Source organism: Rhizobium rosettiformans (genome assembly GCF_016806065.1).
GTDB lineage: Bacteria > Pseudomonadota > Alphaproteobacteria > Rhizobiales > Rhizobiaceae > Allorhizobium.
On the sequence record NZ_CP032405.1, the window covers coordinates 287,256 to 300,464 of the forward strand.

Here is a 13,209-nt window from a genome sequence, read left to right on the forward strand (position 1 = left end):
ATACGCTTCGCACCCCCTCATCCGGCGCTACGCGCCACCTTCTACCCGCTGGGGAGAAGAGGGAGAAACCCGCAAACGCCTCCCCCACCGCTCGCCTCAAGGGGGAAGGTGAACCTTACACCTTCACCCAACCACCATTCTTCTTCGAAGACTCGATGCACGCCTCGACAAAGGCGACACCCTTCACGCCGTCATCCACGGTCGGATAGACCACCGCCGCATCGACCGCAGTCCCGGCCTTTGCCGCATTGATGGCGTGAGCCGCTTCCGTGTAGATCGTCGCGAACGCTTCGAGATAGCCTTCCGGATGCCCGGACGGGATCCGGGTGACGCGGGCCGCAGCCGCATTCGCCCCTGCCCCGCCGCGCGTGATCAGCTGCTTCGGTTCGCCGAGACGCGTGAACCACAGATAGTTCGGATCGGCCTGCGTCCATTCGATGCCGGCCTTGGTGCCGTAGATGCGAACCTTCAGCCCGTTTTCATTGCCGGTCGCCACCTGGCTGCACCACAGCATGCCCTTGGCGCCACCCTTGAAGCGCAGCATCACATGGGCGTTGTCATCGAGACGTCGGCCCTCGACGAAGGTGTGCACGTCGGCGGCCAGCTCGTCGAGTTCGAGGCCCGAGATGAAGGAGCCGAGGTTGTAGGCATGGGTGCCGATGTCCCCGGTCGAACCGCCAGCACCGGACTGTGCCGGATCAGTGCGCCAGACGGCCTGTTTCGCACCGGTCTGTTCGACGGGTTCCGCCAGCCAATCCTGCGGATATTCCATCTGCACCAGTCTGATGTCGCCGAGCTCGCCGGACGCGACGAGTTCACGCGCATGGCGAACCATCGGATAGCCAGTATAGTTATGCGTCAGGATAAACAGGGCCTTGGCCTGGTCGGCAATGGCCTTGAGCGCCTTGGCGTCTTCGAGATTGGATGTCAGCGGCTTGTCGCAGATGACATGGATACCCTTTTCGAGAAAAGCCTTGGCGGCGGCGAAATGCACGTGGTTCGGCGTCACGATCGACACCGCCTGGATGCCGTCTTCCCGCGCTGCTTCCTTCTCAGCCATCTCCTGGAAGGAGCCATAGCACCGCTCCGGATCAAGCCCGAGATCACGGCCCGAAGCGAGTGACTTTTCCGGCGTCGACGACAGAGCGCCGGCAACCAGATCATAGTGGTCGTCCAGCCGGGCCGCCATTCTGTGCACCGCGCCGATAAAGGCGCCTTGCCCGCCGCCGACCATGCCCAACCGGATCTTCGGTGTCCGCTCGCCCGTTTTGCTCGCTTCGATCGCCATGATGCGTCCTCCTTCTTTAAGCTGCGTCTGGAGTTCACGCTCCAGATCCGTTAGACTGACATCCGTAAAGAAGGATGCCCTGACAGTGAACAACTGAGATCCGCCTCTTCTGAGGCAAAGCATTTGAAGCCGGTGTCAGCGATTGACGCGACGCCGAAGCCAAGCTTTTTCAAGGATCTCAACCATGCCTTTTCTCGACCCGAGACAACCCCATCCCATCACGCTCGCCGATGGCACGCCTTATCGCGAGACCGTCCAGCTTGCCGCCGTCATCGATCATCCGCGCATGGAGGTCGGCGACTTCAGCTACTTCACCCATTCCGGCAGAGCGGAAGAAACGGCGCAAATTCTTGCGCCCTACCTCTATCCCTTCAGCCAGGAACGGCTGGTCATCGGCCGCTTCGTGCAGATCGCCCGGGAGGCGATCATCATCACCAGTTCGGCCAACCACGCCATGACGGGTATCACGACTTATCCCTTCCGCGTCTTCAGCCCCGAGACCATTGATGGCTATCAGGACCTGCCCTTCCATGACACCGTTGTCGGCCACGACGTCTGGATTGGCCATGGCGCAACGATCATGCCGGGGGTCACAATCGGTTCTGGCGCGATCATTGCCGCCCGCGCCGTCGTCACCCGCGATGTGCCGCCCTACGCCATCGTCGGCGGCAATCCGGCAACCGTGATCCGCATGCGCTTCACGGATGAAGAGATCACCGATCTGCTCACCCTCGCTTGGTGGGACTGGCCGCTCGACAGGATCGAACGCGCCCTGCCCCACCTCGAGAGCGGCGACATCGCCGCCCTCAAGAAGGTCTAATCTCAGAGACCCAGCATCCGGCGGTTTGCGGCATCGTCCGTGCCGCCGGAGGCGAAGTCGTCGAAGGCCTTCTCGGTGACGCGGATGATATGCGCCCGGACGAAATCCGCACCCTCGCGGGCGCCGTCTTCCGGATGCTTCAGCGCGCATTCCCATTCGACAACGGCCCAGCCGTCGAAATCGTTCGCGGCCATCTTCGAGAAGATCGCACCGAAATCGACCTGACCGTCACCGAGCGAGCGGAAGCGCCCTGCCCTGTTGACCCAGCCCTGGTAGCCGCCATAGACGCCTTGTCGGCCGGTCGGATTGAATTCCGCGTCCTTGACGTGGAACATCTTGATCCGGTCCTTGTAGATGTCGATGTTGTCGAGATAGTCGAGGCACTGCAGCACATAGTGCGAGGGGTCATAGAGCATGTTGGCGCGAGAATGGTTCTTCACCCGCTCGAGGAACATCTCGAAGGTGACCCCGTCATGCAGGTCTTCACCCGGATGGATCTCGTAGCAAACGTCGACACCCTGCTCCTCGGCATAATCGAGGATCGGCAGCCAGCGGCGCGCCAGTTCGTCAAACGCTGTCTCGACGAGACCGGCCGGGCGCTGCGGCCACGGGTAGATATAGGGCCAGGCGAGCGCGCCCGAGAAGGTCGCATGCGCCTTGATGCCGAGATTGCGGGAGGCTTTCAGCGCATATTTGACCTGCTGCACGGCCCATTCCTGGCGCGCCTTCGGATTGCCGCGCACTTCCGGTGCCGCAAAGCCGTCAAAGGCTTCGTCATAGGCCGGATGAACCGCAACCAGCTGGCCCTGAAGGTGGGTGGAGAGTTCGGTGATTTCGACGCCGTTCGCCCGCGCCACACCGGAAAGCTCGTCGCAATAATCCTTGGATTCGGCGGCCTTTTTCAGGTCCATCAGCTGGCCGGCCCAGGTTGGCACCTGCACGCCTTCATAGCCCTTGTCAGCGGCCCATTTGGTAATCCCATCCCAGGTATTGAATGGCGCGGCATCACCCGCAAACTGACCGAGAAAGATCGCCGGTCCCTTGATCGTCTTCATGAATTCTCCTCCCTGAGATCCCTGCAACGTTTCCGTAAACGATTACAGGAGATGGATTTTCGACACAACCGCAATGATGCCTGTGGTGAAAAGTCTGCCCGGGAAAAACCCGGGCAGACCGATTGCGCTTAAATCTTCCGGGATCAGAACGGCGAATCCGGGAAGTAGTAGCCTTCCGCGTTTTCAGGTGTGATCAGCGTCGCATCCAGCGTGTAGGTGCCATGCACCGGAACGCTGTCGTAGAGGGCGGCAGCCGTCATTTCCAGCGCAGTACCGACCATCGACGGCGGGTAGAGAACGTTGACCGGGACCATCTTGTCGCCGTCCATAACCTTCTTGATCATGTCCTTCGAACCGGCACCACCGATGATATACTGGATATCGGTACGGCCGGCCTGTTCGATCGCCTGCAACACGCCGACGGCCATGTCGTCGTCCTGGCACCAGACCACATCGATCTTCGGATACTTGGTCAGATAGTCCTGCATGACCTTGAAGGCATCGTCGCGGTTCCAGTTGCCGAACTGGCGGTCGAGGATCTTGACGTTGGAGCCTTCGATACCCTTGTCGAAACCGTCCTGGCGCTGCTGATCGATCGGGATCGGCATGCCGCGGATGACGACGACTTCGGCGTCCGGCGTCGTCTCGGCGATGTACTTGCCGGCGACTTCACCGAGAGCCGGGTTGTTGCCGGCGACATAGAGATCGCGGACGGTGTTGTCGTTGACCGACGGTGCGCGGTCGACGAGCGCGACGAACTTGCCGCTGTCCTTGATCTGCCGGATGGCGTTGACCAGCGGATCCGGATCCGTCGGCAGGATGACGAGCGCATCGATGCCCTGCGTCGCAAGATCCTGCACGGCATTCGCCTGGCTGGACGGATCGGCAGAGGTCTTGACGACGACGTTGAGGCCCGGATGACGCTCCATCAGCTGCTTGGCGATACGTTCGGCATGATAGATCACACCCGATGTCCAGCCGTGTGTTGCAGCCGGGATCGAGACGCCGATCGTCTTGGTGTCCTGGGCCTGCGCCACGCCGAAGATCGACACGAGCGCGGTCATGGCGACAGCCATGCCCATAAGTTTCTTATGCATTGGTTTCCTCCCAAAGTGACGAGGGTCGAGTTCGAACGGACCGGGCGACCCTCCTGCCCGGCCGTTTCCTTACGCCTTGCGCGCCAGCGATCGCTGGACGAGCATCGCGATGATGATGATCGTGCCCTGGATGGCGCCGATCAGATATTCGGAGATGAAATTCGAGAGCAGCATGATGTTGCCGACAAGCTCGAGAATGAAGGCGCCGCAGATCGTGCCCCAGACACGCCCCGCCCCGCCTTTCAGCGCCGTACCGCCGACGACAACCGCAGTGATCGCCTGCAACTCCCAGAGAATGCCCGTTGTCGCCGAGGTAGAGCCGAGGCGCGGAACGTAGAGGAGCACGGCGATGGCGACGCAAAGCCCCTGGATGACAAAGGCGATTGTGCGCACCCGGTCGACAGCGATGCCCGAATAGCGGGCCACATCCCGGTTCGACCCGACGGCCACCACATGACGACCGTAGCGCGTGCGATAGAGAACGACGGCAGCAATCGCGGTCACGACAAGGATGATGACGATCGGTACGGGAATACCGAGGATCGAGCCGAAATACACGGGGCGATACAACGCCTGTTGCTCGGCATCGCGCAGCGTGATCGCGCCGCCCTGGGAGAGCCACGTCGTCAGACCGCGATAGATGCCCATGGTCCCGAGAGTGGCGATGAAGGGCTCGATCTTGCCGACAGTGGTGATCAACCCGTTTGCGAGACCGCAGAGCGAACCGATGATGATGGCAAGCGCCATGGCCGCGGCGATCATCAGGCCAGGATCGGCAATCGCGCCGGAATTCATGAAGAGGATCATGAGACTGGCGACAAAGGCCACCATCGAACCGACGGAGAGATCGAGGTCGCCCGAGGAGATGACGAAAGTCGCGCCAACGGCGATGATCGCAATGAAGGCAGAGCGGGTTGCGACATTGGCGAGATTGGTGAGGCCAATGAAGTTCGGGTTCACCAGCGCACCGATGATCAGAAGGATCAGCAGCGCAGCAAAGGGTGCGACGGCACGCAGGTCCACATCGCGAAAGGTGCGGCGTGGACGGCCAGGTGTGTTCGTTTCAGTCTCGGCAGTCATGGTCTTCCCGTCTCCTCCCACGCACCCCAGCCTAGAGGTCGCGCACCCTGAAGTCTTCGTTTTCAAGCCCGGTCTTGCCGCCAGGCTGTTGCATTTACCTAGCTCGCCATCTGCCGTTTCAGGCCGGCGGCGTAGCGCATGATCGTTTGTTCGTTGATGTCCTCGCCCTCGAGCAGACCGACCATGTGTCCCTCGCGCATCACGGCCACCCGCGTGCAAAGACCGATCACCTCGGGCATCTCAGAGGAGATGACGATGATCGAGCGTCCCTCGCGGGCGAGCGCTGCGATGAAATGATAGATCTGCTGCTTGGTGCCGACATCGATGCCGCGTGTCGGCTCATCAATGATGATGATCTGGGGCTCGACTTCCATGATCTTGGCAAGCAGCAGCTTCTGCTGGTTGCCGCCTGACATGCGCCCCACTCTCACCTTGTCGTCGCGCACGCGGATATCGAAGCGGCGCTTTGCACGCGCCATCGCCTTCGCCTCGCTGCCGGGATCGAGGTAGCCGTGGCGCACATGATTGTCCATCGACTGCAGCGTCAGGTTGGCCGTCATGCCCTCGCCAAGCAACAGGCCCTTGCCCTTGCGGTCTTTGGTCATGTAGGCGAGCCCGCGCCGGTTCGCTTCGCGGAAATCACCGGCGTTAAGCACGGCACCCTTGAGCCTGACCTCGCCGGACAGACGCGGACGCAGACCCGCCACCGCCTCCATCAGCTCGGTGCGGCCTGACCCGATCAGGCCGGAAAAGCCGAGCACTTCGCCACGCTTCAGCTCGAAGCTGGCGTTCTTCACAAACCCTGTCGTTAAATCCCGCACGGAAAGCACGATCTCTTCGTCGACATTGGGTTCATGCTTGGTCGGATAGAGGCTCGACAATTCACGACCAACCATCAGCTGGGCAATCGCCTCGCTGTCGAGCGCTGACGTCGGGGCGGTCTTGACCCACTGGCCGTCGCGCAGCACCGTCACCCTGTCGGTGAGCTCCATCACTTCGTCCAGCTTGTGGGAAACGAAGACGAAGCTCGTTCCACGCGCCCGCAGTTTGCGCACCTGATCGAACAACACTTCGGTTTCGTCACGCGACAGAACGGCCGTCGGCTCGTCCATGAAGACAATGCGCGCCTTGCGGCTGATCGCCTTGGCAATCTCGACCATCTGCTTGTCGGCAACCGCCAACGAACTGATCAGTGCATTCTCGTCGATCCTGGAGCCGAGCTGGTCGAGCACACGCCGCGCCTCCGCCCGCATTGTTGCGCGGTCGAGCAGACCGAAGCGCGTGACTTCGCGACCGAGAAACAGGCTCTCCGTGACGGTCAGATGGTCGGCAAGATTGAATTCCTGGTGGATGAGCACGATGCCGAGTGCCTCAGCCGCTCCATTGGCTGGCAGCGTCACGGGCTCGCCGTCCAGCAGGATGCGACCGGCAGTTGCCTGCTCGAAACCTGAGAGTATTTTCACCAGCGTCGATTTGCCAGCACCATTCTCGCCCATGAGCGCGTGAACCTCGCCCGGCAAGACGTCGAAGTCCACGCTGAACAGCACCTGGACTTCGCCAAATGATTTGGAAATTCGCTCCGCCACGAGCACGGGTGTCCGCGCCTCGCCCCCAGCCAATGTCATGCAATCCTCCCCAGCGGCTCCTCAACCGCCATGCCATTTGTGTAAACCTTTACATGCCCGATGTAAAGGTTTACATCATCACATCACGGAGAGTTTTTGTTCCCTTTCCGCTTTCGCAGCTGAGGCTGGGAATGTAAGGTCTCCAACGATTCCAGACGGATAGGGGATAAGGGCGCGTGCCGGACACAGCACCAGCGACGATCGAGGACGTGGCGCGCATCGCGGAAGTGTCGATCGCGACGGTCAGTCGTGCGATCCACACCCCCGACAAGGTGGCGAAATCGACCCGCCAGCGGGTGAACCAAGCGATTGCCATCACCGGCTACACGACCAATGCCATGGCGCGCTCGCTGCGCATGGGCCGGTCGAACATGATCCTGATCCTCGCCCCCGATATCGGTGATCCGAACTTTTCCTCGACCCTCATCGGGCTGGAAAACGAGGCGCGTGCCCATGGCTTCGGCGTCCTGATCGGTCACACCCAGAACGACCCCGAACGCGGGCTGGAATATCTGAAATTCTTAAGCTCCGGCCAGGCGACGGGCCTGGTACTCTTCACCGGCCACGAACCCTTCGGCCATCAGGTGGTCGGCCAGCGGCTTCCCCCCTCCGTCGCCGTCTTCGAACCGGTGTTCGGCTCGAAGATCTCCTATGTCGGCGTCGATGATGTGGCCGGCGCCCGCAAGGCGGCTGAACATCTGCTGTCAGCTGGCCACCGCGCAATCGCCTTCATCGGCGACAGCAAGACGCGGCTTGGCCACCAGCGCCGCCGCCAGGGGTTCGACAAGGCGCTCGATGCCGCCCGCATCCCGCCGAACCAGCGCTTCGTGCTGGAAGGCGAAGGCACGATCGAAAGCGGACGACTTGCCGTCGAGCAGCTCTTCATGCGCGATCAGCTTCCGACAGCCTTCATGTGCGTCAATGATGCGACCGCCGTCGGAGTGATCAACGGCCTGACCGCCCGCGGCTACGACCTGCCGCATGATTTCTCCGTCATCGGCTTCGACGACGTGCCCCAGGCGACCTATGTGAACCCCGCGCTCACGACCATCCGCCAGCCCCGCACGGCGATTGGCCGCCAGGCCATGTCGCTGCTCATCAAGTCACTCGCCGAGCGACCGACAGAGCGCCAGGAAATCCTGCTGATGCCGGACCTGATCGTGCGCGGCTCGGTGACCGGACCGGCCAAACGCTAGCCTCGCCGTCTCGCGTCACCTGGTGCCGATGGACCCATCTTCGGTCTGGGCCGTTGACCGACATACCCCTATATTGGCAGTTCGAAAGCCCGCCTCTGCCTCAGCAACCGGAAACCCCAGATGAGTGTCGCCTTCACCAAGGAAGAAAGTTCGGAAACCGCCGCAGAAACCCATCTGCCGGACCGCCCGATCTCGCCCCATCCGAACCTGGTGACGGCGACAGGCCTGAAGCTCCTGCAGGCTCAGGCGGATGAGGCCCGCGCCGCCTATCTGGCGGCACAGGTGGTCGAGGACATCAACGAGCGTCGACGCCAGTCGGCCGTGCCCTATCGTGATCTCAAATACCTGACGGAGCGGCTGCACACCGCCCAGGTGATCCCGGATCCGGTCGACAACACGGTCGTTGCCTTTGGTAGCAAGGTCACCTTCGAACGCGATGACGGCCGCGTGCAGACATACCGGATCGTCGGTGAGGACGAGGCGGACCCAAAGACGGGCTCGATCTCCTTTGTCTCGCCGGTCGCAAGCCAGCTGATGGGAAAGAGTGTGGGCGATGTGGTGACGGTCGGCGACCAGGAGCTAGAGATCACGGCAATCGCTTGAAGGCCGGCCGTCGAGCGACGTGTTCACCATCGTCATCCTCGGGCTCGTCCCGAGGATCTATTGCCGCCTGCCGGAACCTCGACTCTTCGGGCAACTGCCGAGCCCGCCCGGCCTTCCTGAATCGTCCAAGGCGCGACCACCCTTGGTAGATCCTCGGGACAAGCACGAGGATGACGGCCGTGCAGGAATGCAAAAGGCCGGGACGCTTTCGCGCCCCGGCCCCAATCGCACTTAAACCCTCAGATCAAACGTAGCGATTGACCACGTTTTCCAGCAGTTCCTGCTTGCCGGACACAGGCTGCGGGTTGACGTTCTGGGCTTCGACGCGGGCAGCGATGGCGTCGAGGCTTTCTTCGCCGCGCAGCATCTTCTGGTTCTCGGCCTTGTCCCAACCGGCATAACGCGAGCCAAGCGGGCCGGACAGCGCCTTGTCTTCCACCATCTTGGCAGCAGCCTTCAGGCCGCGGGCGCAGCAGTCCATACCGCCGATATGGCCGATCAGCAGGTCTTCGGCGTCGAGCGACTGACGGCGCAGCTTGGCGTCGAAGTTGGTGCCACCCGTCGTGAAGCCGCCGGCCTGCAGGACCTGGTAATAGGCCAGCGCCATTTCCGGGACATTGTTCGGGAACTGGTCGGTATCCCAGCCGGACTGGTAGTCGTTGCGGTTCATGTCGATCGAACCGAAGATGCCGAGCGCATTGGCGAGCGCCAGCTCGTGCTCGAAGGAGTGGCCGGCGAGGATCGCGTGGCCCTGCTCGATGTTGACCTTCACTTCGTTTTCGAGGCCGTAACGCTTCAGGAAGCCATAAACGGTCGCGACGTCGTAGTCATACTGGTGCTTCGACGGCTCCTGCGGCTTCGGCTCGATCAGGATCGCGCCCTTGAAGCCGATCTTGTGCTTGTATTCGACGACGAGGTTGAGGAAACGGCCCATCTGGTCGAGTTCGCGTCCGAGGTCGGTGTTGAGCAGTGTCTCATAGCCTTCGCGGCCGCCCCACAGCACATAGTTCTCGCCGCCGAGCTTCAGCGTCGCGTCCATGCAGGTCTTTACGGTCGCAGCAGCGAAGGCAAAGACGTCAGGATCCGGGTTGGTGGCTGCACCCGACATATAGCGGCGATGCGAGAACATGTTCGCCGTGCCCCAGAGAAGCTTGACGCCGGTCTCTTCCTGCTTCCCAGCAAAGTAGTCGACGATCTCGTTGAGGTTCTTCGTGTTCTCGGCGAAGCTATTGCCTTCGGGGCGAACATCGGCGTCGTGGAAGCAGTAATAGGGCGTGCCGAGCAGCTGGAAGAATTCGAAGGCAACATCGGCCTTCATCTTCGCCGCAGCCATCGTATCTTCGAACCACGGACGCTCAAACGTGTTGCCGCCGAACGGGTCGGTGCCCGGCCAGACGAAGGTGTGCCAATAGGCAACCGCAAACCGCAGATGGTCTTCCATGCGCTTGCCAAGGACGACTTCGTCCGGATTGTAGTGGCGGAAGGCCAGCGGGTTTGCGCTGCCTTCGCCTTCATATTTGATCTTCTGGATATTGCCGAAGAAACCTGTGCTCATGGGTAGTCCTCCTTGGTGTGTTTGTGTTTCCACCCTCCCCTTGAGGGGGAGGGTCGGACCGTAAGGTCCGGGGTGGGTTGATTGCCGTGCAGCCCCTCATCCCCGGCGCAATGGCATTGCGCCTGACCTGCCGGCACCTTCTCCCCGTGAACGGGGAGAAGGACATGCGCCGCCGCTGTTACCGTCCCCTCTCCCCGCCTGCGGGGAGAGGGTCAGGGTGAGGGGCAAATCTTTCAAATCCCCCGGATCGCCGGATAAAGCGCCCGGTAGCGTCCATAGGCTGCCTCGTAAGCAGAGCTGAGCGCCTTGACCGGCTCGACCGTCTCCGCCGTCTCCGGCGCGGTGCAAACCGACAGCGGGTCCGCACCCGTGGCCGCAATCAGTCCGAGCCTTGCCGCCCCGAAGGCAGCACCGAAATCGCCGTCGGCGGGAATGTCGACCGGCATATCAAGCGCGGTGGCGATCGAAGACAGCCAGTAGCGGGAACGCGAGCCGCCGCCGATCGCCGTCACCCGGTCGATCTTCGTGCCGGCAGACTTCAGCGCCTCCAAGCTGTCGCGGATGGCGAAGGTCACGCCTTCCAGCACGGCCTGGGTCAGCACGACGCGATCGCTTTCATGGCCGAGCCCGATAAAGGCGCCCCGGATCTTCGCGTCATTATGCGGTGTGCGTTCACCCGAGAGATAGGGCAGGAAGGTGACGCCCGTCGGCGCCTTGAGTGCGTCGCCGAGTTCGCTGGTAAGCTCCCCGGCCGACTTGCCGGTCACGCCGGAATGCCAGTTGAGAGCGTCGGTCGCCGACAGGATGACACCCATCTGGTGCCAGGTCTTGGGCAGCGCATGGCAGAACGCATGCACGGCACTTTCCGGCTTCGGCAGATAGGAGCCGTTGGCGGCAAAAAGGACACCCGACGTGCCAAGCGAGACAAAGGCCTGACCTTCGGCGACGGTACCCATGCCGCAGGCTGACGCCGCGTTGTCCCCTGCCCCGCCGGCAACCACCACGTCAGAGCCGAGGCCCCATTTCTCAGCCAGTTCGGCGCGCAATGTGCCAGCGCGATCGGTGCCCTCGACGAGACCCGGCATCTGCTCGACGGTCAACCCCGTTGCCTCCAGCAGTTCCGGAGACCAGGCACGCTTGCCGGTATCGAGCCAGCTGGTGCCGGCCGAATCCGACATGTCGGAGAGATATTCCCCCGTCAGCCAGAGACGCAGGTAATCCTTCGGCAGAAGAACCTTGGCGACCTTGGCAAAGGTCTCAGGTTCGTTGTTCTTCACCCAGGCGAGTTTCGGGGCTGTAAAGCCTGGGAAAACGATATTGCCGGTGAGCGCCCGGAAGCGCGGATCGGCATCGAGGCTTGCCGCTTCCGCATGGCTTCGGGTGTCGTTCCAGAGAATGCAGGGCCTGAGCACCCGATCCTTGGCGTCGATGAGCGTTGCACCATGCATATGGCCGGATAGGCCGATGCCCTTCACCGCGGCAAGTTCTTGTGGATGCGAGGCCTTCAGCGCCGCAACAGCCTCTTCGGTCGCACGCAGCCAGTCGCCCGGCGCCTGCTCCGACCAACCGGGATGCGGCCGCTGCACGGTGAGACCGGCATGGCCGACACCGACCACCTTCTGGTCGCCGTCGATCAGCATCGCCTTGACGCTGGATGTGCCGAGATCCAAACCAAGATACATGGGTGTCCTCCATTCCTCTGCCTTCAGGGCAGATTGTCCTTCAAGAATATGTCGATACGAATGCGCTCCTGGGCGGCCACGACAGGCAGACCGTCGGCCTTGGCCTTCAGCACACGAATGGCGCTGCGCACCTCGTGGCCGGCATCCTGGTTGAGCACGGCATCGATGAGGCCCGATTGCAGCGCCCCGCGCGTCGTCTCCGTCAGTTCATGGGCGATGACCACCGGACGGCTTCCCGCCGGCTGCCGTTCCAGCGCCCTGACGAGCCCGCGATTGCCGGCACCGAGACTGTAGAGTGCGACGATGTCACTTCGGTTCGCAAAGAGCGCGGAGACCTGGCGCTCGACAACCACGGGATCGTCACGCCCTTCGATGACGGGCAAGACTGCAAGCCCAGGGAAATCCTGCGCTATGACGGAAGCGAAGGCCTCGCAGCGCTCGCGATGGTCGCGCACCAGCATGGAGCCAGCGAGCACGGCAACCTTGCCATCACGTCCGGCCGCGAAGCGCCCGAGCAGGCTCGCTGCGGTTCGCCCGGCAGCGGCATTGTCGATGCCGGCATAATGATCCCGCTCTGCGCCAGAGAGATCGGAAACGAGGGTGACGAGCGGAATGCCGGCAGACACGATCTCCAAGGCAGCGGCCGCCACCTCGGGCGCATCGACGGCGACAAAGGCGATCCCGGACGGCTGCTCGGCTGCGGCATGCCGCAGCGCTTTCGCCAGAGCATCGGCATCGAAGGCCGGGACGTCGATAAGCCGGATCGTGATCCGCTCGACGCCTGCGCGTTCCCGCGCCTCGTCGATCGAAAGCCTCAAGCCCCTCATGAAGGAATTGTCGTTCGAGGGAATGATGAAGGTCAGCGGATAGATCCGCCCCTTGGCAAGGTTCGCCGCTGCCACGTCGCGCACGAAACCGAGCTCGCTGACAGCCTGATCCACCTTCTCGCGCGTGCGCGCGCTGACCCCCGGCCGCCGGTTCAACACCCGGTCGACGGTGGCAAGGCTGACGCCCGCGCGGCTGGCAATGTCGTGGACAGTCGGCTTCATTCTCTCCTCCGGCGCCTGTCCTACACGGGCGAATGAGGTACGTAAATCAGAATTTGACGTACGTACCTCTTTTGCTCGAAAAAAAGACCGCCTCAACATGTGAGGCGGTCTGAGCCTTGGAGATCAACGGAGAGCCTGGACCCGCAAGCTTACCCAGGC

The 13,209-nt window shown here is 62.3% G+C and carries 11 protein-coding genes; 3 read left to right on the plus strand and 8 right to left on the minus strand.

Annotation, left to right across the window (positions count from 1 at the left end; translation table 11 throughout):
* Positions 1-115: 115 nt before the first annotated feature.
* The gene (locus D4A92_RS01470) at positions 116-1,288 is read right to left on the minus strand and encodes a Gfo/Idh/MocA family protein (RefSeq protein ID WP_203017639.1); all 1,173 of its coding nucleotides are present in this window, start codon (positions 1,286-1,288) and stop codon (positions 116-118) included.
* 184 nt (positions 1,289-1,472) lie between these two features.
* Between D4A92_RS01470 and D4A92_RS01475 the strand changes: the two genes are divergently transcribed.
* A complete protein-coding gene (locus tag D4A92_RS01475; protein ID WP_203017640.1) occupies positions 1,473-2,108 on the plus strand; it encodes a CatB-related O-acetyltransferase in 636 nt (211 codons plus the stop codon).
* A gap of 2 nt (positions 2,109-2,110) precedes the next feature.
* On the opposite strand, the gene D4A92_RS01480 is transcribed toward D4A92_RS01475, so the two are convergent.
* From D4A92_RS01480 to D4A92_RS01495, 4 genes are all read right to left on the minus strand, one after another.
* Entirely contained in the window at positions 2,111-3,163 is a 1,053-nt protein-coding gene (locus tag D4A92_RS01480; RefSeq protein WP_203017641.1) for a sugar phosphate isomerase/epimerase family protein, read from the minus strand.
* Between the two features lie 143 nt (positions 3,164-3,306).
* Positions 3,307-4,260 carry a substrate-binding domain-containing protein gene (locus D4A92_RS01485; RefSeq protein ID WP_040300290.1) on the minus strand — a complete coding sequence of 318 codons (954 nt, stop codon included), beginning with the start codon at positions 4,258-4,260 and terminating at the stop codon, positions 3,307-3,309.
* 69 nt (positions 4,261-4,329) lie between these two features.
* Positions 4,330-5,340 carry an ABC transporter permease gene (locus D4A92_RS01490; protein ID WP_006726990.1) on the minus strand — a complete coding sequence of 337 codons (1,011 nt, stop codon included), beginning with the start codon at positions 5,338-5,340 and terminating at the stop codon, positions 4,330-4,332.
* Between the two features lie 98 nt (positions 5,341-5,438).
* A complete protein-coding gene (locus D4A92_RS01495) occupies positions 5,439-6,965 on the minus strand; it encodes a sugar ABC transporter ATP-binding protein (protein ID WP_203017642.1) in 1,527 nt (508 codons plus the stop codon).
* 176 nt (positions 6,966-7,141) lie between these two features.
* Between D4A92_RS01495 and D4A92_RS01500 the strand changes: the two genes are divergently transcribed.
* Complete coding sequence (locus tag D4A92_RS01500; RefSeq protein ID WP_006726992.1) at positions 7,142-8,161, plus strand: LacI family DNA-binding transcriptional regulator; 1,020 nt, start codon at positions 7,142-7,144, stop codon at positions 8,159-8,161.
* A gap of 120 nt (positions 8,162-8,281) precedes the next feature.
* Positions 8,282-8,764, plus strand: coding sequence for a transcription elongation factor GreA (gene greA / locus D4A92_RS01505; protein ID WP_203017643.1), 483 nt, complete (start codon positions 8,282-8,284; stop codon positions 8,762-8,764).
* A gap of 244 nt (positions 8,765-9,008) precedes the next feature.
* Here greA and xylA read toward each other — a convergent pair whose 3' ends face one another.
* From xylA to D4A92_RS01520, 3 genes are all read right to left on the minus strand, one after another.
* Positions 9,009-10,319 carry a xylose isomerase gene (gene xylA / locus D4A92_RS01510; protein WP_203017644.1) on the minus strand — a complete coding sequence of 437 codons (1,311 nt, stop codon included), beginning with the start codon at positions 10,317-10,319 and terminating at the stop codon, positions 9,009-9,011.
* Between the two features lie 233 nt (positions 10,320-10,552).
* Entirely contained in the window at positions 10,553-12,001 is a 1,449-nt protein-coding gene (gene xylB, locus D4A92_RS01515; RefSeq protein ID WP_203017645.1) for a xylulokinase, read from the minus strand.
* Positions 12,002-12,024: 23 nt separating this feature from the next.
* Entirely contained in the window at positions 12,025-13,050 is a 1,026-nt protein-coding gene (locus D4A92_RS01520) for a LacI family DNA-binding transcriptional regulator (protein ID WP_203017646.1), read from the minus strand.
* Between the last annotated feature and the right edge of the window lie 159 nt (positions 13,051-13,209).